The following is an 18,584-nucleotide window of genomic DNA, read 5'->3' on the forward strand; positions in this document are numbered from 1 at the left end:
ATTAAATTTTATGCTGGAGCAGAATCAGTACACTGAAGATAATATCCGTTCACTCGACTGGAAGGAACATATCCGTATGCGTCCTGGTATGTATATCGGTAAATTGGGCGACGGTTCATCGCCCGACGATGGTATTTATATACTCCTAAAAGAAGTATTAGATAACTCCATTGACGAATTTGTAATGGGCAGTGGTAAAACCATAGAGGTTACCGTTAAAGATAAAACCGTTACTGTGCGCGACTACGGTAGAGGTATTCCTTTAGGTAAAGTTGTCGATGTAGTATCTAAAATGAATACAGGAGGTAAGTACGACTCTAAAGCATTCAAAAAGTCTGTTGGATTAAACGGGGTAGGTACAAAAGCAGTAAATGCATTATCTACCTATTTTCGTGTAGAATCCGTTCGGGATAACCAGCAAAAAGCAGCCGAATTTTCGGGAGGTAAAATAACCCTTGATGAAGATGTTATTGATACCACTAAGCGCAAAGGAACTAAAGTTAGTTTTATTGCTGACGAAACCATATTTAAAAACTACAAATACCGTAATGAGTATATTATAAAAATGCTCAAAAATTATTGTTACCTCAACACGGGGCTTACAATAATCTATAACGGAGAAAAATACCACTCGGACAACGGTTTAAAAGACCTACTGGGCGAAAATATAAATGAAGAGGACAGAATATACCCTATAATTCATTTAAAAGACGAAGATATTGAACTAGCTATAACGCACAGCAAAACGCAGTATAGTGAGGAGTATTATTCGTTTGTAAATGGACAGAATACTACCCAAGGAGGTACACACCTTAGTGCCTTTAGAGAAGCCATTGTAAAAACGGTTAAAGAGTTTTACGGTAAAAGTTTTGAGGCTGCCGACATTCGTAAATCCATAGTAAGTGCTATTAGTGTAAAGGTGGAAGAACCCGTATTTGAATCGCAGACTAAAACCAAATTGGGCTCTACCGATATGGGACCTAATTTGCCTACGGTACGTACTTTTATAAACGATTTTGTTAAGACAAGATTCGATAACTTTTTGCACCGTAACCCAGAGGTAGCCGAAGCATTACTTAAAAAAATATTACAGGCAGAGCGCGAGCGTAAAGAACTTTCGGGCATTCGTAAAATAGCCCGCGAAAGAGCCAAAAAAGCGAGTTTACACAACAAAAAACTGCGCGATTGCCGTGTACACCTTACCGATACTAAAAATTCCCGTAGTTTAGAGAGTACCCTGTTTATAACCGAGGGAGATTCGGCTTCGGGCTCCATAACAAAATCCAGAGATGTAAATACACAAGCCGTATTTAGTTTGCGTGGTAAGCCGCTAAACTCGTATGGAATGAGTAAAAAGATTGTGTACGAAAATGAAGAGTTCAATTTGTTACAAGCAGCACTCAACATAGAGGAGGACATGGAAAACCTGCGGTACAATAACATTGTTATTGCTACCGATGCCGATGTAGATGGTATGCACATACGCCTGTTGTTAATTACCTTCTTTTTACAGTTTTTTCCAGAGTTAATTAAAGAGGGGCATCTGTACATTTTGCAAACCCCTTTATTTAGAGTACGAAATAAAAAAGAAACAATATATTGCTACAGCGAAGAAGAGCGTAGGGCAGCCATTAATAAATTAACTGGAAAACCAGAAATAACACGATTTAAAGGACTAGGAGAAATATCGCCTGATGAATTTAAATTTTTTATAGGTGAGGATATACGTTTAGACCCTATAATGCTAGATAGTGCTACATCCATACAAAAATTATTGGAGTTTTATATGGGTAAGAATACACCCGACCGACAGGAGTTTATTATTAATAATTTGAAAGTGGAATTGGATGTTTTGGAAGAATAATCGTGTAAGCTGACTCTATATGAATATAATTATTGATAGTACAGAATTTAGGAAAGATAGGGGATTAAATAAAAGCGAATTAGCTCTTCTAAAAGATATGGGGCATTTTAATTTATTAAATCTTCATATACCTTGGTTTGTATATAAAGAATCTACTACTACAAGCGTCAAAGAATTAAAAACCGAATTGAATAAAATCAAAAATTCACTAGAAGCTTTTAATAGAAAAGGTATATCTCCTTATGATTACGAAACAGCAAAGAAATTAGCTGACGAAATTGAAAAACTTTTTGACAAAGCTGAAGATTCAAATAAAAATCTCTGGCTAGAATTTATCAAAACTTCTAAAGCAAAATTGTATCAGTTTGATGAAAAAGAAAGTATCATTGTATTTAATGCATATTTTAATGGAGATATACCTTTCAAATCAGTAAAAAGCAGGGGTGATATTCCTGATGCTTTTATTTTTCAAACTATAAAAAAAATAGCTTCTACCAGACCTGTACATTTAATTTCAGGAGATAAAAAATTAAGATGTATATGTAATAGCAATTTACCAAATATTATTACTCACGAAAGCATAGAAACATTTTTAAAGAATAGCGAATTTCTATTATTGAAACAGAAATATAATAAATTGTTGGAACTTAAGAAAATTGAAGATGCTAAAGAATTAATGTTAGATTATGAAGACAATTTTGAAGATGCAGTTTATGAATATATTAGTAGAGTTAATTATCTTGAACTTTATGAAACCGACTTTCCGTCTGATGGTGGCGAAGTCACTGTAGTTGCAATTGATGACTCAAAATTGAAAATTGAGAAAGATGAGATAGAATTTATTGATGATAAATTTTACGTTCCAATTTCTATTGATGGTATTGCTTCTATATATTTTTATGTATTCAAAGCTGATTATTGGATTTATGATTATTTGCCTAGTGGTTCAGATCATAATAAACATTATTATCTCATTGAAGATATTGTCCCAATTACCCTACGTAAAACTATTGTTGTTAATATCGAAGAAATTAAGGAAGATCAAGAATTAGATATCGTAATTGGAGAATTTGATGAGATAATTTTGAAAAATCCTTATATAAATCCACCTATCGAAAAAGATTGAACATTAGTATATCAATTGAAGGTTTAGATAGTGGCGATAAAAATTCGCAATAACTACGTTTGATTTAAGGAACTAGAATAATTTTAGGTATTTAAGATAGATTTATTAATGAGCGAAGATAATTTAGAACCTTTAGAAGGAGAACACTTTTACGATAAACAGGAGCATCCCGAGCAGCAGGATACCATTACTAAAGTAACTGGTATGTATAAAGACTGGTTTCTGGATTATGCCTCCTATGTTATACTAGAGCGTGCCGTACCTGCCATAGAGGATGGCTTTAAACCCGTACAACGTCGTATAATGCACTCACTTAAAGAGCTGGACGACGGGCGTTATAATAAGGTAGCCAATGTAGTAGGGCATACCATGCAGTATCACCCACACGGCGATGCGAGTATTGGCGATGCCATGGTACAAATAGGGCAGAAAGATTTATTGATAGATACACAAGGGAACTGGGGTAACATCCTTACAGGCGATGGTGCTGCGGCCTCGCGTTATATAGAGGCACGCCTTTCTAAATTTGGGCTTGATGTTTTATATAGCCCTAAAATTACACCATGGCAACTATCCTATGATGGTAGGCGTAACGAACCGATAAACCTACCTGTAAAATTCCCATTACTACTAGCACAAGGTGCAGAGGGTATTGCTGTAGGTTTATCTACCAAAGTATTACCACACAATTTTAACGAGCTTATAGATGCCTCAATAAAAATCTTAAAAAATAAACCGTTTACCCTATACCCCGATTTTCCAACGGCAGGTATTGTCGATGTTTCTGGCTATAACGATGGTATGCGTGGTGGTAGGGTACGGGTGCGCGCACGCATATCGCAACTGGATAAAAGTACACTTGTTATTACCCAAATACCTTTTAGTACCAATACTACTTCGCTTATAGATAGTATTTTAAAAGCGAATGATAAAGGTAAAATCAAAATAAAGAAAATCGAGGATAATACTGCTGCCGAAGTGGAAATTGTAATCCATTTGCCAACAGGAGTATCGCCCGATAAAACGATAGATGCATTGTATGCCTTTACAGCCTGCGAAACATCGGTAGCACCATTAGGTTGCGTTATCGAGAACCATAAACCACTGTTTATTGGGGTAAGAGATATGCTTAAAATATCTACCCAACGTACGGTTGACCTTTTAAAACGAGAATTAGAAATTCAGCTTGACGAACTCGAAGAGCAATGGCATTTCCAGTCGTTAGAGCGTATTTTTATCGAAAACAGAATTTACCGCCTTATAGAGGAAGAAGAAACTTGGGAGGGTGTTATTAAAGCGATTGATGAAGGTTTAAAACCATTTACAAAACACTTAAAGCGCGCTGTAACCGAAGAAGATATTGTTAGGCTTACCGAAATACGCATAAAGCGGATCTCTAAATTCGATATTGATAAAGCCCAAGAGAAAATAGAGGCTTTAGAAGCTAGTATAGCACAGGTAAAACACGATTTGGAAAACCTTACCGATTTTGCTATCGCCTATTTCCAGAACCTTAAAACCAAATATGGTAAGGGTAGGGAGCGCAAAACAGAATTAAGGAGTTTTGATACTATAGAGGCTACTAAAGTAGTACTGCGCAATACAAAACTGTATGTAAACCGCGCCGAAGGTTTTATAGGTACAGGTTTAAAAAAAGACGAATACGTAGCTGATTGTAGTGATATTGATGATGTTATTGTTTTTTTACGCGATGGTAGCATGATGGTTACCAAAGTAGACGTAAAAACCTTTGTAGGGAAAGATATTATATACATATCTATTTTTGATAAGAGCGACAAGCGTACTACCTATAATATGATTTATCGTGACGGTAAACCAGGACCATCCTATGTAAAACGGTTTAATGTTACTGCAATAACCCGTGATAAACTGTACGATTTAACTACAGGTACAAAAGGCTCACAGGTACTATATTTTTCAGGCAATCCTAATGGGGAGGCCGAAGTAGTAACTGTATTATTGCGTCAGGTAGGCAGCATTAAAAAACTGAAATTTGAAATTGATTTTGCCGATATTGGTATTAAAGGACGTGCTTCGCGTGGTAATACGGTTACCAAATACCCTATACGTAAGATAGAACTGAAAGAAAAAGGGATTTCTACCTTAAAACCACGACGTATTTGGTTTGACGATACGGTACAACGCCTTAACGTAGAGGGTAGAGGAGAACTACTTGGAGAGTTCCGTGCTAACGATAGGTTGTTAATTGTAAATCAGTCGGGTAAAGTAAAAACAATTATACCAGAACTTACTACACATTTTGACGATGGTATGATAGTATTGGAAAAGTGGGTGCCCAAAAAACCAATTTCTGCTATATATTACGATGGTGAGAAGGAGCGCTATTACGTAAAACGCTTTTTAATAGAAAACGAAAACAAAGAGGAAGTATTTATTACCGAACATCCTAACTCGCAACTCGAAATTGTATCTACGGATTACCGTCCTGTTGCTGAGATTATATTCTCCAAAGTTAGAGGGGTACAAAAAGAGGCTTTGGTTACTAGTTTGGAAGATTTTATTGCTGTAAAAGGTATTAAGGCACTGGGTAACCAAATTACGACGGATAAAGTACGGCAAATAAACTTGTTGGAACCGTTACCTTTTGAAGCTCCAGAGGAAGAAATACCTGAAGAGATGGAGGTTAAAGATGAAGATACACTATCTGCCGATACTACCCCTGATGGGAAAGAGGAAGATGATGGACAGATTACCATGAGTTTGGATTAAATAAATTATAGTTTGCAATAATAAAAAGGCGATAACCATTATAGTTATCGCCTTTTTTAGTGGAACTTCTTTAAAAGAAACTACCCTACCAATTGCTAACAGGGTAGCTTCTTAACACTCATATATAAAAAAACTATTACTTTCTAATTACAATTTTTTGTTGCGATGTTACACCGTTTGCATTTAGCTGTAACATATACATACCATTCTGCAATCCGTTTACATCTATAGTGCCCGATGTGTTGGCACTCATAACACTTCTACCCGACATATCGTAAATAATATAATCAACAGTATCTGCAAATGGTGCATTTATTGTTAATGTTGACGATGCTGGGTTAGGGTATATTACAAAATTATCACTCTCAAAATCTGTTACACTAAGTGGTAATGCTGTTAACTCTACAAGACCTCCGCCTGTAGCTGTAGCAGCCCATAATCCGAATCCAGGACCATTACTATTATCACCAGGACTAAGAAAACCACTTGCCAATACTGTAATTGCTGCTCCATTTAAACTTAAGTCAGCTAAATTTGCTTCGTATGATGCTACTGTGCTACCACCATCTGCAGTTGTTACGTTAAGTACGTAATTAGCTGTAGGCAATTCAAGATACATGTCTTCAAATTCACCATATTCTATATCATCCACAAGTATACCTGCACCGTTTGCTGTTACATCTACCATTGGTGCATCAGTAGCACCATGGAATACTAGTACATCTGTATTTGCACCATCTGTAGCTGTTTCTCTACCCATGCCATATACATAAATTTCAAAAGGTGTACTAGGAGAGTATCCATTTTCACTTACAATACCATTAGCTACAAGTACATAGGTTTGTCCTGGCGTTAATGTTGTGGTAAGGTTATAAATACTTTCTGCAGAAGAGGCACTATCGGCACCTGCTACATCTATAGATATTGCCTCTCCAGCTGGTGCATCAATAAATGCACTTGCCGTACGGAATTCAAAATTATTAATCAGCATATTATCATCTAAGTATACATCTACTACTGCTGCACCTAAATCTGCTGCATTGTGTATTACTTGTACTCTTGCTGTAGTTATTTGTGGTAATTCAACAAGTGCTCCACCATTAGCTGTAGCAGCCCATAACCCAAAAGCTGGACCGTTACTATTAACATCAGGGTTAAGGAAACCGCTGGCTAATACTGTAATTGCTGCTCCATCTAAACTTAGGTCGGCTAAATTAGCTTCGTATGCTGCTATTACTATGTTATCGTCTGGTGTGGTAACATTTAACGTATAGTTTGCAGTAGGCAACTCAAGGTAGTTTTCTTCGAATTCGCCGTACTGAATATTATCTACTAATACTCCCACTCCGTTAGCTGTTACATCAACTATAGGAGCGTCTGTAGCCCCATGGAATACCAGTACATCAGTATTTGCACCGTTCATTGCCATTTCTCTACCCATATCATAAACATATAACTCAAAAGCACTATCTGGGCTATAACCAGAGTCACTTACAATACCGTTAGCAACAATTATATATGTTCCTCCTGGCTCCAGTGTTGTAGTAAGGTTGTATATACTGTCTGCTGATGATGCACTACCGCCACCCGCTACATCTATTGATATTGGGGTATCTGCAGGTACATTTACAAAAGCACTCGCCGTACGGAACATAAAATTGTCAATAAGCATCTCATCATCAAGATATACATCAACAGGTGTTGCACCAAGGTCTGCTGCGTTATGTATTACCTGTACTTTAGCTGTTGCTAATGGTAGTTCAAGTAGTGGTCCACCAGCAGCAGTTGCTACCCATATACCAAATGCTGGACCATTACTATTCATAGAAGGGTCTAGGAAACCACTTGCCAGAGCTGTTATAGCACTTCCAGCAAGCTCTAGCTCTGCTAATGGTACTTGGTACGAAGCTACTACATTAGCTCCAGATTCGTCTGTTATGTCAATAATATAATCATCTTCTATTAACTCTAAATAAGCGTCATCAAACGATGGGTACGATATATTATTAAGTATAGTACCTACAGGTACACTTGTTTCAACAACATCTACCGTAGGAGCATCTGTTGAGCCATGGTGTATCAGCATATCTACCTGATTAGCACCCATTGCTGTTTCTCTAGCTCCAGCAAATACTGATAATTCAAATAGTTGATCAGGCATATATCCTGTATCGCTAACAATACCGTTTGCAACAAGTATATACGTTTCGCCATCCATAAGTGTAGTGGTTAGGTTGTAAAGGCTTTCTGCAGATGATGTACTGTTAGCAGGTGCTACATCAATCGAGATTTCCACACCAGCATCAATATCAACAAAACCTGAGGCAGTACGGAATTCGAAATTATCAATAAGGATGTTATCATCTAAGTATACATCTACCACCTCTGCAGCAAGATCTGCAGAATTGTGGATTACTTGAACCCTTGCTGTTTGGGCTACTGCCGCCACACTAAAAAGCGAAAGTAACACCATAAATACGTTTGTAAAATTTTTCATGAGTTATATTTTTTTGTTTAACATTAATCAAAATTAGATAAACAAAACTGTTTTAAATGCATTAGAAGTCTAATTATAAGAAATAATTAACTTTTGCTTTAAAATGTTAAAAATTAAGTATAATTCTGATATGTAGGATTTTAATTATTGTTTTATTGTTAATAGTGTTATTTTATAGTAAAATTGATAAAAAAAGAAGCCGCCTAATATTAGGCAGCTTCTGGGGTTATTACTATTTGTAGTTTACTATTTATTGTTTTTTCTTCCTCATTTTCATGTTTAAAAATTCTACTGCTAGCGAAAAAGCGATGGCAAAATATAAGTAACCTTTTGGTACCGCACCAACATGTTGCCCTGCAAGTTCAGCGTTAGATAGGTGCATACTTTCTGTAATTAGCATAAACCCAATAAGAATTAAAAAGGCAAGCCCTAGTATTTGTATGGATGGGTTGGCATTTACAAACTTGCCTACAGGTACGGCAAATAACATCATAACACCTACCGATATTACTACTGCGGTAATCATAATATAAAGCGCACCTTCCAGTCCGTTAGTCATACCTACAGCGGTAAGTATAGAATCTACCGAGAAAATAAGGTCGATAAGTAATATTTGCACAATTACATTCGAGAACGACTTTTTGGCTTGTTCGCCAAGCGATTTTTCTTCTTCACCCTTATAGTCTACCTTTTCACGAATTTCTTTGGTACTCTTGTATATTAAGAATAGTCCACCTAAAAACAGTATGAGTGCTTGCCCCGTAAAACTTGCGCTGAAAAAGCCCCAGTTAATATCAAATAACGATGCCTTCATGGCTATAAGTAGGGTAATACCAAATAGCATGGCAATACGCATAAACATGGCGAGGAATAAACCGATGCGTGTAGCGCGTTTTCTTTTCTCTTCGGGTAATTTTCCTGTTACAATAGATATAAAAATAATGTTATCGATACCGAGTATAATTTCCAGAAATGTTAGTGTTAGTAGTGATATCCAAGTATCAGGATTGGCTAAAAAATCCATAGTTTATATATTAATTTATTTTAGTAACAGTTCCTTTTTGTTTGTTAGTATCGCCCACAATAGAAAATTCAAACGTGTACGAATCGTCTTGTGTAGTTAAAATTTTCATGTGTACTGCTTTTTCCTCCTGCATATTTTTAGGGTGTATTTTTTTTAATACATACTCACAATCATTTATCCAGCGTACTGATGAGGTATCTACTTTCCCTTCAAACGTTTCAATTTCTATACTATCATTACGCTCAAAGTAAGTTACTTTTTTTTCGCCATCAATATCATATTCAAATTTAAATTTACCTGTTTTAAACGTGGTACAATCCCTTTCTTGGTTGTAACAAGATGCCAACAGTAATAATAGTGGTAAACATAATAATAATCGGTTCATTATTTCGAATTATTTAATTTTTTTGAGGCTTCATCGGCAAAGTTTCGGTTTACCTTATCCAAACATACTTTTCATTATGGTTTTTATCCCTCTGGCAAACATAAGCATGCCTAACAGGCAAAAAATAATGCCCAAGCCTAGCACGGGTATGTAAAGCGGGTGCCCTTGATTTTTAAAGGAACTGTGTATTATGGTAGGACCTACAAAAAATAGGGGTATTGCCCACGCCATAAATGAAAGTCCTTTCATCAATATTTTTCTATCTGTTGGCATAATGTTCTATTGCGGTTCGTACATTTTTATGTTTGTTAAGTAGGGTAGTGGCTTCGGTTTCAGAAATGTTTAGCTCGTCCATTATCATACGTATACCACGATTAACTAACTTATGGTTACTAAGTTGCATATCTACCATTTTGTTTCCTTTAACGCGCCCTAACTGAATCATTGCTGCTGTAGATATCATGTTGAGTACCAATTTTTGCGCTGTACCCGCTTTCATTCGGGAACTTCCCGTAACAAACTCAGCACCTGTTACTACCTCAATAGGGTATTGTGCTACGGCTGCTAGTGGGCTGCCTGCATTACAGGTAATGCAACCTGTAGCAATGCCATTAGCATTGCATTGTTCCAATCCGCCAATTACATAAGGGGTAGTACCCGATGCTGCTATGCCTACAACAATATCATTACTGGTAATACTGTACTCGTTTAAATCTTGCCAAGCTTGGGTTTTATCGTCTTCGGCAAATTCTACTGCTTTTCGTATTGCGGTATCGCCTCCAGCAATAATACCAATAACAACATCAAAAGGAACACCAAAGGTAGGAGGGCACTCTGAGGCATCTACAATACCCAAACGTCCGCTAGTACCTGCACCAATATAAAATAGCCTGCCACCCTTTTTTAGTTGTGTTATTATTTTGGTTACTAAGCTTTCTATTTGTGGTAATGCTTTTTCTACAGCAAGCGGAACGGTTTTATCTTCGTTGTTAATGTTGTGTAGCAGGTTTGCTACCGACATTTTTTCTAGATGTTCATATTTAGAGCTTTCCTCTGTAGTTCGTGTAAAAGACATGCTTAAATTACATTTAGCGTAAAATTATAGAAAATATGCCATAATAACGCCTAATATAATAACTAAAAGTTTCGCCAAATTAAATTTATGCCCTTCGCTACTTTCAAATATTATTGTAGATGATATATGAAAGAGTATACCAATTACAATAGCAGATATTTCGGTATAATAACGGCTTATAAACGATAACTGATCTGAGATTAAAGTACCTAGAGGAGTCATTACAGCAAATGCCACCATAAACAATAAAATGGCTGTTTTATTAAGTCCCGAATTAACAAAAAAAGCAGTAAGTATAATGGCAATAGGGAAGTGGTGTATGGCAATACCCCAAGCTAAATCGTGATGATGGCTTACTGGCATTCCCTCCAGCAATGCATGGATACACAAACTAATAAATAACAACCATGGCATACTGCTACTGTGTTCATGCCCTTGCCCATGTACATGCCCATGCTCTGCACCTTTAGAGAAATACTCCAGTATAATTTGGAATATTATCCCAATCATTATAAATAACCCTACTGGGTTATTGTGGTTGTGGTTATGCCCATGATTGTGCCCTTCATGCCCTCGTAATACGCTTTCATACACTTCGGGCAACAGGTGCATTACGGTAAGCGAAAGTAAAAATGCACCACTAAACGCCAATAGTAGTTTAATACTCTTTTTGTTGCTTGGCTTTAATATTAAAGCAACTGCGTAACCCAAAACTACCGATAGTAGTGGAAGGATGTATATCATCATTACTTAAAAATCATAATTAAACGTCCCGACTCATTTTTGTGGAATTTGCGTAGCTTATAGTCACCAAAAACATCCAGCAGGTAAATACCTGCTTTTTCCATCATGGTTTCAAAATCGTTGCGGGTTAGTGCCCTAACGCACTCGGTATAATGGTGTTCTTTACCTTTATCCAAAAAATTTATTTCTTTAATAATATGATTGTCTTCGTAGTAACGTTTTATATGAAAATCGATACCTTCAACTGTTTTAACTTCTTCGGGTACAAGGTTGTTTAATACGTAATCAACATTCATAAAATCAATTACCGCAAAACCATATTCGGTAAGGCTATTGCGCATTGCTTTTAGTGTGGTAAGGTTATCTTCGTCGTGCTTAAAATAGCCAAAGCTCGTAAACAGATTAAATATAGCATCAAATTTTTCCTCAAAAGGCTCACGCATATCGTGCACCTTAAAGTGCAACGTATCATTGCTGAATTTTGAGGCTGCTGCGATGCTATTTTCAGATAAATCGGCTCCCGTAACGTCGTATCCTAATTCGTTTAAGTAAATAGAGTGCCTACCTTTACCACATGCTAAATCTAGTATTTTAGCGTTTTCTGGTAAGTTAAGATAGTTAGTAAGATTGTCCATAAAAACACGAGCCTCAGTGCAGTCTCTGTCTTTATATAATATATGATAGTAAGGTGTATCGAACCACGATGCAAACCAGTTACAGTTCTCTTTTTGCATTAGCAATAATTTGTGGGTGCAAATTTATTAATAATTATCGTAACGCAAGCATAGAATTTAAATAATTGCAACTTTGTTGCGATAGTGGTGTTATTTTTTAATTAGTTTTCTTATTTTAATACCAAAAGCGGCAAAAATAAGTGTCATTATTGGGCTAATAATATTAAAGAAAGCATACGGTACGTATTCGAGTGTACCAACACCCAATACACCCGATTGGTAAGCACCGCAGGTATTCCAAGGTACTAGTACCGATGTTACGGTACCCGAATCTTCGATGGTTCGGCTCAAGTTTTCTGGAGCAAGTCCTTTTTCCTTATAGGCATCAGCAAACATTTTACCAGGTACTACAATAGCAAGATATTGGTCGGATGCTGTTACATTTAGCACGGCGCAACTAGCAACGGTACTCGCAAATAACCCAAATATACCTTTTGCTACTTTTAGTAATGCATTACTAATGGTACGTAACGCACCAATAGCTTCCATAACACCACCAAAAACCATAGCACATAGTATGAGCCAAATGGTTCCCATCATCTTCTTCATACCACCCGATGTAAACAGTCCTTGCAGCATTTCGTTATCAGTAGGTACAGTGGTTTCTACCGTAATAGCATTCATTACACCTTTATACCCCGATGTAAAGTTTAGTATGTTTGAGCCTCCTATTTTGGCTACGAGTTCGGGTTGGAATATAAGCGCAAATAACCCACCCAATAATGTGCCCAACATAAGGGCTATAAGGGGTTCAGTTTTTTTTACGATGAGTAGTATAACAATAAGTGGAACAATAAATAACCATCCGCTTATGGTAAAACTTTCTTTTATTGCTGCTAGCGTTTCTGGAGCATCGGCGGTGCCCGATGTAGTTTGTGTAATGCCCAGAACTACAAAAATAATTAGTGTTATAATGTACGTAGGTACGGTGGTAAATGCCATATAACGGATGTGCGTAAACAAATCGGTGCCTGCCATAGCAGGGGCAAGGTTGGTAGTATCGGATAGGGGCGACATTTTGTCGCCAAAGTAAGCGCCTGATATTACTGCACCAGCTACCATACCCGAGTTAATACCCATAGCATTACCAATACCAATTAAGGCTATACCTACGGTTGCCGAGGTTGTCCATGAGCTGCCTGTTGCAATGGATATTATGGAGCATATTACTACGCAGGCAGGTAAAAAAACATCGGGATTGAGTATTTGCAAGCCATAGTATATCATGGCGGGGATAATACCACTAAGTAACCATGTACCCGAAAGCGCGCCTACCAGTAGTAGTATTAATATGGCTCCTGCGGTTGATTTTATGTTTTTAGATACCTTTTCGAGCATTTTTGTATAGGGTATCTTGTTGGCAAACCCTACAATAGCTGCAATTGCCCCACCAATAAGCAAAACAAATTGGTTAGAGCCGCTAAGGGCATCATCGCCATAAACATAAACGTTATAGGCTAATATTATAATAAGGAGTATAATAGGAATAAGTGCTTGCCATAGGCTAATTAGCTTTTTGGCTTCGGGAGTGCTAGTAGGAGTATTGTCCATGTAAAATATGCAGGTATTAAAGAATGCAATTTAATAAAATTATACTAATGCTAATTTAATAGGCACATTTAATAGCAAAAATGAAATTTAGTTTTTAAAACTTCTCAAATACACCCAAACCAAATAGTGCAAAATCGTATTTAACAGGATCATTAGCATCCATTAAGCGCAATTGTACATCTAATTCAGCTAACGCTTTGGCATCGTTTTGTTTACGGGTAAGTATGCCTAGTTTTCGGGCTACGTTACCACTATGCACATCCAGCGGGCAGGAGAGGGCTGCAGGCGGTATGCTTTTCCAAATACCCAAATCTACCCCTGTAGTATCGTTACGTACCATCCAACGTAAAAACATATTAATACGCTTGGCTGCTGAGCCTTTTAAGGGATCTGATACATGTTTTTGAGTACGCTGTGCATGTTCAATTTCAAAAAATACTTTTTTAAACTCGTGTATGCTTTTTTGTAGGCTATTACTGGTTAGGCTTTTCTCGAATACTGCTTCGAGCCCGTTATGTTTAGTATAAATGTTTTTTAATGCTTTTACAAATGTAGTAAAGTCGGTTCCGTTAAATGTACGGTGTACAAAAGTGGCTAACGACTCTAAATGATGCTCTTTATGATTCATTATAAAATCATATGGACTGTTACCCATCAGGTTCATCATTTTATGCGCATTGTTAATAATCATCTTACGATTACCCCATGCAATGGTAGCAGCCAAAAATCCCGCTATTTCAATATCTTCTTTTTCGGTAAATAAATGGGGTATTTGTATCGGATCCGATTCAATAAAATCAGGTTTATTATACAATATTACCTTTTCGTCTAAAAATTCTTTTAGCTCGTTTGCTACTATTTTTGTTGTCATGAAATAAGCTAAAGCTTTTAAATAATTATTTTACGCTAGTTGTATTGCTTGATAAATACTTGGTTACTGTTGTATTATTTTACCATCACTCATTACCAGTTTTCGGTCTGCCATATTAGCTAATTCTTCGTTGTGGGTAACAATTACAAAAGTTTGTCCCATTTCATCACGAAGTTTAAAAAATAGTTTATGAAGGTTTTCAGCCGATGCCGTATCAAGATTACCCGAAGGCTCATCGGCAAAAATTACAGCAGGATTATTAATTAACGCTCTAGCTACAGCCACACGTTGCTGTTCTCCACCCGATAATTCGCCAGGCTTGTGGTTAATACGGTGCGAGAGCCCCAGGTATTCCAATAATCGTTTTGCTTCGGTTTCTATTTCACTTTTAGATTTATTGGCAATGTAACCAGGTATGCAAACATTTTCGAGCGCAGAAAATTCAGGGAGTAATTGATGAAACTGAAATATAAACCCCAGTTGCAGGTTCCGAAAACGAGATAGCACCTTATCCTTCATATCCAATACATTCTCGTTATTAATTAGTAACAATGTATCTTCTTCTTTACTAGGTCTGTCCAGCGTACCCAGCAATTGTAATAGTGTTGTTTTTCCAGCACCCGATGCGCCCACTATAGCTACAATTTCACCTTTTTTTATGTGTAGGCTTACCCCTTTTAAAACATGCAGGTTGCCGTAATGTTTATGTATATTTTTTGCTTGTATCATGCATACAGTTTTCACAAAGAAACAAACAATTTAAAAAACAATACAGCTTTTTTGGCACAATATTTCGTGTGTAATTGTTGTAAAGTTTCGTTAACCAAACTTTAATTACAAATACGAATCATTAATTTTGAACTTAATTATGAATAGAGCAACAGTAATATTACTAACAATGATATCATTTTCATGCCAATCGAATACTAAAAATTCGATAGCGGAAGACGATATACTAAATGACCAAAAAGAAAACACAAATATAATGGAGAATACAAAAACTGAAACCGCCATTTTTGCTGGCGGATGCTTTTGGTGTACCGAAGCTTTTTTTACCGATTTAAAAGGAGTTACCGAAGTAGTTTCGGGCTACATAGGAGGAACAGTAGAGAATCCGACCTATAAAGAAGTGTGTAGTGGTTCTACAGGGCATGCCGAAGCGATTAAAATAATATTTAATCCGGATGAGGTAGCTTATGAGGATTTACTTGAAGTGTTTTTTGCTACACACGACCCCACTACGTTGAACAGACAAGGGGCAGATGTAGGAACCCAGTACCGAAGCGAAATATTTTACACTACTCCAGAGCAAAAGGTAGCTGCTGAGAATTTTATTAAACTACTTACAGAACAGAACATATTTGGTAAAATAATAGTTACTAAAGTATCTGAAGCTAGTACGTTTTATGCTGCCGAAGATTATCACCAGGATTATTATGCACAAAACCAAAACCAACCTTATTGCCAAGCGGTGATAACTCCAAAGTTGGAAAAACTTAAAAAGAATTATAAGTCGAAGCTTAAAAAGCAATAAACTAAAAGCCCCACTTACAAGTGGGGCTTTTTTATTTTTTAAATAGAAATCCTAGTCCTATGCTTTTAAGCATTCGTTTTTCAAAATTCCAGAAAAATTTGAACTGTCCTGATATAAATCCGAAAAATACAAGCAGTACTTGGTATATCGGAAAAATGAGTATTAGGTACAACGGAATGTAAATATATAATGGTAGGGTATCTTTAGTTATATTCATGTACCCTAATACAGGTTTTGATAAGTATGCTGATGTTGAACCTGTAATAGCAAACACTATAAAAATAACTACAAGCTGAAAATTACTTGTTATGCCCCAACGTTTTTTTAGTTTTTCCATAATAAATACCTCCTAGCAAAGATACCAGTTTTAAAACTCAGGTACAACCCCGCCAAGCCTTTGTTTGTTGGTTTGCTGAAAGTATACCAAGTAATTATAAAGCAGATAATTTACCTCGTAACCATAGTCTATTTGAGGTCTGTAATCTATCTCCATTAAATATAAATTTCCATAGCGTTGTGGCGTGCGGGCACGTATATTCCACTCGGTAACCCAACGTTGGTTTTTTATTTCTAAGTAAGGTTGCTCATAGTAGCCTCTGCGTTGCGCTCTGGATGCCAACCATCCGTTAAATCCAGGATCTATAATTATAACTTCATATTCCAGTTCGTCATTGGCTATGCGTACCGTGTCGCCCAGTTGTGTAGGATTTTCCTTCTTTGCAATAGATGATTGATTCTGAATACTTTTTTGTGGTTTACAGCTAAAAAATAGCAGTATGCCCATTACAACTATACCAATGCACTTTTTCATAGAATTTATTTTGTATAAATTTAAAAAAAAAGATGGCTTCCCTGTTACAGAAAAACCATCTTACTTAGTATTTTAACAAGTTTATAATACTTGTTTATACATTTGTTTCTATTACTTTTGGGGCTACCTCAGTAGTTTCTCTTCCCTTTTGTGTTATTTCATCAAACCTTTTACGGGCATAGTCTTTTACGCTAGCAAAGCGCTCTTTAATATCACTACCTAGTTCATCTGCTTTCGCAGATAGTCCGTCAAGATGTCCTTTTTTCTTTAATACTATTCCTACTACTGCTAATGCTGCAATTCCTGCGGCAACGCCCGCTACTACTTTCGTATTGCTCATCATTTATCTTTTTAAGTTATTAAAATATTTTAGTACTATAACAAGGTAACAACTTATATTGTTTTTCCTTTGTTACACCACTAAATTAGGCATTACTATAGGCTCTGAGTACTAAGGTTATCTTAAAGTTTATATACGTCGGTATAATTTAACCTTTTCTTAATTAATACTCTAAACGTTTACGTACCAAATGTTAAATTTTGATTACAGCACCTTTCAATAATGACTTTAGTATACTACAATATGAGAAAGCTAAAAGATCTTTTAAAAGTATTTTAAACTCATAAATTGTAAAGGTGTATTGTTGTTTAATAACCAGTTAACTATAATAAAATAAATAGATTAGCAGTAGTATTTTATAGTTTTGCTTTTATAAGTACCTATTTTTTAGAATATGGACTATTAGAATAGTTCTTGTTATATATAACCTGATCAATTGTAGATAGAGATAGGTTATTAAACTCAGTACTGATAATTTTTTTAGCGTCATTACTTTTCATTTTTAGCTGTTTTAGTTGGTGATAACGTTCTAAAATCATTCTGTTTCTTTCTTTTAACAAGTCACTTACTGTCATAAATTATATTTTTGCAATAAATTTCTTTATATTTATAAAGATAAGGATTAGAAATTAAATTGTTTAAACGATTAATTATCTACAAATATATTATTAATATTAAAAATGAAAAACTTTATTGGATTAAATATCAAATATTTGTGCGAAAATAATTTTTTGTCGCAAGATGAGTTTGGTGCTAAGTTTGGATTGAAGAAAAGCGTTGTAGGAACTTACATTAGAGGTATTTCGTACCCTAAGATAGAAGTGATGCAAAGAATCTGTGAAGAATTTAAGCTTACACTCGACGAATTTATTACGCAGGATTTATACCTAAAATATAAAGGGTATACTAGCGGAAATACAACAGCAGAAGTTGCGGAACCTGAAACTCCTGTTTACGAAGCAGAAAAAGAGGCTCTGCTAAAAACTATAGAGGCGCAAAAGGAAACTATTGCAGCTATGAAAGTTACAATAGATACTCTTTTACAAAAATAAAACCATTTTCTTAGTTAAATTTATAAACTGTAGCAGGGTTATATTACCCTGCTTTTTTATTGCATAAATAGTAGTTTTGTGCAACAAATTGTTAAAAACTTTAAACATTAGTTAATAAAAAAAGTGCTTTTTTGTAGTTTGTTATTAAAAAATACTTACATTTGTAGTGTAAGGTATTGGTAATATTTATACTTTAACTGACTAATTAATAATAAAATACACGTT

18 protein-coding genes are annotated in these 18,584 nt (G+C 35.8%); 5 read left to right on the forward strand and 13 right to left on the reverse strand.

Annotated elements, in window-relative coordinates:
• Nucleotides 1–10: 10 nt before the first annotated feature.
• The 3 genes from K1I41_RS09000 (at nt 11) to K1I41_RS09010 (ending at nt 5,741) form a co-directional block, all read left to right on the forward strand.
• On the forward strand, nt 11–1,864 hold the full coding sequence (locus K1I41_RS09000) for a DNA topoisomerase IV subunit B (protein ID WP_220640027.1): 1,854 nt from the start codon (nt 11–13) through the stop codon (nt 1,862–1,864).
• A 19-nt stretch (nt 1,865–1,883) separates the two neighbouring features.
• The gene (locus K1I41_RS09005) at nt 1,884–2,990 is read left to right on the forward strand and encodes a PIN domain-containing protein (RefSeq protein ID WP_220640028.1); all 1,107 of its coding nucleotides are present in this window, start codon (nt 1,884–1,886) and stop codon (nt 2,988–2,990) included.
• 108 nt (nt 2,991–3,098) lie between these two features.
• Nucleotides 3,099–5,741, forward strand: a complete 2,643-nt coding sequence (locus tag K1I41_RS09010) for a DNA gyrase/topoisomerase IV subunit A (RefSeq protein ID WP_220640029.1) — start codon at nt 3,099–3,101, stop codon at nt 5,739–5,741.
• A gap of 136 nt (nt 5,742–5,877) precedes the next feature.
• Here K1I41_RS09010 and K1I41_RS09015 read toward each other — a convergent pair whose 3' ends face one another.
• The 10 genes from K1I41_RS09015 to K1I41_RS09060 all read right to left on the reverse strand — a co-directional run bounded on the left by K1I41_RS09015 (nt 5,878) and on the right by K1I41_RS09060 (nt 15,351).
• The gene (locus K1I41_RS09015; protein ID WP_220640030.1) at nt 5,878–8,238 is read right to left on the reverse strand and encodes a T9SS type A sorting domain-containing protein; all 2,361 of its coding nucleotides are present in this window, start codon (nt 8,236–8,238) and stop codon (nt 5,878–5,880) included.
• A gap of 250 nt (nt 8,239–8,488) precedes the next feature.
• Nucleotides 8,489–9,262 (reverse strand): TerC family protein, encoded by a 774-nt coding sequence (locus K1I41_RS09020; RefSeq protein ID WP_220640031.1) that lies wholly within the window; start codon nt 9,260–9,262, stop codon nt 8,489–8,491.
• 10 nt (nt 9,263–9,272) lie between these two features.
• Nucleotides 9,273–9,647 carry a DNA topoisomerase IV gene (locus K1I41_RS09025; RefSeq protein WP_220640032.1) on the reverse strand — a complete coding sequence of 125 codons (375 nt, stop codon included), beginning with the start codon at nt 9,645–9,647 and terminating at the stop codon, nt 9,273–9,275.
• Between the two features lie 54 nt (nt 9,648–9,701).
• Nucleotides 9,702–9,896 (reverse strand): DUF6095 family protein, encoded by a 195-nt coding sequence (locus tag K1I41_RS09030; RefSeq protein WP_255566908.1) that lies wholly within the window; start codon nt 9,894–9,896, stop codon nt 9,702–9,704.
• 10 nt (nt 9,897–9,906) lie between these two features.
• Nucleotides 9,907–10,722: an N-acetylmuramic acid 6-phosphate etherase gene (gene murQ / locus K1I41_RS09035; protein WP_220640034.1), complete on the reverse strand. Its 816-nt coding sequence runs from the start codon at nt 10,720–10,722 to the stop codon at nt 9,907–9,909.
• Between the two features lie 24 nt (nt 10,723–10,746).
• Nucleotides 10,747–11,466, reverse strand: a complete 720-nt coding sequence (locus K1I41_RS09040) for a ZIP family metal transporter (RefSeq protein ID WP_220641848.1) — start codon at nt 11,464–11,466, stop codon at nt 10,747–10,749.
• 2 nt (nt 11,467–11,468) lie between these two features.
• Complete coding sequence (locus K1I41_RS09045; protein ID WP_220640035.1) at nt 11,469–12,200, reverse strand: class I SAM-dependent methyltransferase; 732 nt, start codon at nt 12,198–12,200, stop codon at nt 11,469–11,471.
• Between the two features lie 90 nt (nt 12,201–12,290).
• Nucleotides 12,291–13,751, reverse strand: coding sequence for a Na+/H+ antiporter NhaC (gene nhaC / locus K1I41_RS09050; RefSeq protein WP_220640036.1), 1,461 nt, complete (start codon nt 13,749–13,751; stop codon nt 12,291–12,293).
• A 94-nt stretch (nt 13,752–13,845) separates the two neighbouring features.
• Nucleotides 13,846–14,610: a TIGR02757 family protein gene (locus K1I41_RS09055; RefSeq protein WP_220641849.1), complete on the reverse strand. Its 765-nt coding sequence runs from the start codon at nt 14,608–14,610 to the stop codon at nt 13,846–13,848.
• Nucleotides 14,611–14,685: 75 nt separating this feature from the next.
• The gene (locus K1I41_RS09060) at nt 14,686–15,351 is read right to left on the reverse strand and encodes an ABC transporter ATP-binding protein (RefSeq protein ID WP_220640037.1); all 666 of its coding nucleotides are present in this window, start codon (nt 15,349–15,351) and stop codon (nt 14,686–14,688) included.
• A 256-nt stretch (nt 15,352–15,607) separates the two neighbouring features.
• On the opposite strand from K1I41_RS09060, the gene msrA reads away from it, so the two are divergent.
• Entirely contained in the window at nt 15,608–16,156 is a 549-nt protein-coding gene (msrA, locus tag K1I41_RS09065; protein ID WP_220641850.1) for a peptide-methionine (S)-S-oxide reductase MsrA, read from the forward strand.
• A 31-nt stretch (nt 16,157–16,187) separates the two neighbouring features.
• On the opposite strand, the gene K1I41_RS09070 is transcribed toward msrA, so the two are convergent.
• From K1I41_RS09070 to K1I41_RS09080, 3 genes are all read right to left on the reverse strand, one after another.
• The gene (locus tag K1I41_RS09070) at nt 16,188–16,493 is read right to left on the reverse strand and encodes a DUF6787 family protein (protein ID WP_220640038.1); all 306 of its coding nucleotides are present in this window, start codon (nt 16,491–16,493) and stop codon (nt 16,188–16,190) included.
• 30 nt (nt 16,494–16,523) lie between these two features.
• Nucleotides 16,524–16,967 carry a DUF6146 family protein gene (locus tag K1I41_RS09075; protein WP_220640039.1) on the reverse strand — a complete coding sequence of 148 codons (444 nt, stop codon included), beginning with the start codon at nt 16,965–16,967 and terminating at the stop codon, nt 16,524–16,526.
• 94 nt (nt 16,968–17,061) lie between these two features.
• On the reverse strand, nt 17,062–17,310 hold the full coding sequence (locus K1I41_RS09080; protein WP_220640040.1) for a hypothetical protein: 249 nt from the start codon (nt 17,308–17,310) through the stop codon (nt 17,062–17,064).
• A 677-nt stretch (nt 17,311–17,987) separates the two neighbouring features.
• Between K1I41_RS09080 and K1I41_RS09085 the strand changes: the two genes are divergently transcribed.
• On the forward strand, nt 17,988–18,359 hold the full coding sequence (locus K1I41_RS09085; protein ID WP_220640041.1) for a helix-turn-helix domain-containing protein: 372 nt from the start codon (nt 17,988–17,990) through the stop codon (nt 18,357–18,359).
• Nucleotides 18,360–18,584: the final 225 nt, after the last annotated feature.

This window comes from Flavobacterium litorale (genome assembly GCF_019613795.1).
In the GTDB taxonomy this organism is placed as follows: Bacteria; Bacteroidota; Bacteroidia; order Flavobacteriales; family Flavobacteriaceae; genus Flavobacterium; species Flavobacterium litorale.

What these genes read in the sequence shown, in the direction of transcription:
- K1I41_RS09010 (WP_220640029.1), top strand. Translation starts at nt 3,099, where the DNA reads ATGAGCGAAGATAATTTAGAACCTTTAGAAGGAGAACACTTTTACGAT.
- K1I41_RS09030 (WP_255566908.1), bottom strand. Translation starts at nt 9,896, where the DNA reads ATGAAAGGACTTTCATTTATGGCGTGGGCAATACCCCTATTTTTTGTA.
- K1I41_RS09075 (WP_220640039.1), bottom strand. Translation starts at nt 16,967, where the DNA reads ATGAAAAAGTGCATTGGTATAGTTGTAATGGGCATACTGCTATTTTTT.
- K1I41_RS09080 (WP_220640040.1), bottom strand. Translation starts at nt 17,310, where the DNA reads ATGATGAGCAATACGAAAGTAGTAGCGGGCGTTGCCGCAGGAATTGCA.
- K1I41_RS09085 (WP_220640041.1), top strand. Translation starts at nt 17,988, where the DNA reads ATGAAAAACTTTATTGGATTAAATATCAAATATTTGTGCGAAAATAAT.
- msrA (WP_220641850.1), top strand. Translation starts at nt 15,608, where the DNA reads ATGGAGAATACAAAAACTGAAACCGCCATTTTTGCTGGCGGATGCTTT.
- K1I41_RS09000 (WP_220640027.1), top strand. Translation starts at nt 11, where the DNA reads ATGCTGGAGCAGAATCAGTACACTGAAGATAATATCCGTTCACTCGAC.
- K1I41_RS09060 (WP_220640037.1), bottom strand. Translation starts at nt 15,351, where the DNA reads ATGATACAAGCAAAAAATATACATAAACATTACGGCAACCTGCATGTT.
- nhaC (WP_220640036.1), bottom strand. Translation starts at nt 13,751, where the DNA reads ATGGACAATACTCCTACTAGCACTCCCGAAGCCAAAAAGCTAATTAGC.
- murQ (WP_220640034.1), bottom strand. Translation starts at nt 10,722, where the DNA reads ATGTCTTTTACACGAACTACAGAGGAAAGCTCTAAATATGAACATCTA.
- K1I41_RS09025 (WP_220640032.1), bottom strand. Translation starts at nt 9,647, where the DNA reads ATGAACCGATTATTATTATGTTTACCACTATTATTACTGTTGGCATCT.
- K1I41_RS09015 (WP_220640030.1), bottom strand. Translation starts at nt 8,238, where the DNA reads ATGAAAAATTTTACAAACGTATTTATGGTGTTACTTTCGCTTTTTAGT.
- K1I41_RS09045 (WP_220640035.1), bottom strand. Translation starts at nt 12,200, where the DNA reads ATGCAAAAAGAGAACTGTAACTGGTTTGCATCGTGGTTCGATACACCT.
- K1I41_RS09020 (WP_220640031.1), bottom strand. Translation starts at nt 9,262, where the DNA reads ATGGATTTTTTAGCCAATCCTGATACTTGGATATCACTACTAACACTA.
- K1I41_RS09005 (WP_220640028.1), top strand. Translation starts at nt 1,884, where the DNA reads ATGAATATAATTATTGATAGTACAGAATTTAGGAAAGATAGGGGATTA.
- K1I41_RS09070 (WP_220640038.1), bottom strand. Translation starts at nt 16,493, where the DNA reads ATGGAAAAACTAAAAAAACGTTGGGGCATAACAAGTAATTTTCAGCTT.
- K1I41_RS09040 (WP_220641848.1), bottom strand. Translation starts at nt 11,466, where the DNA reads ATGATATACATCCTTCCACTACTATCGGTAGTTTTGGGTTACGCAGTT.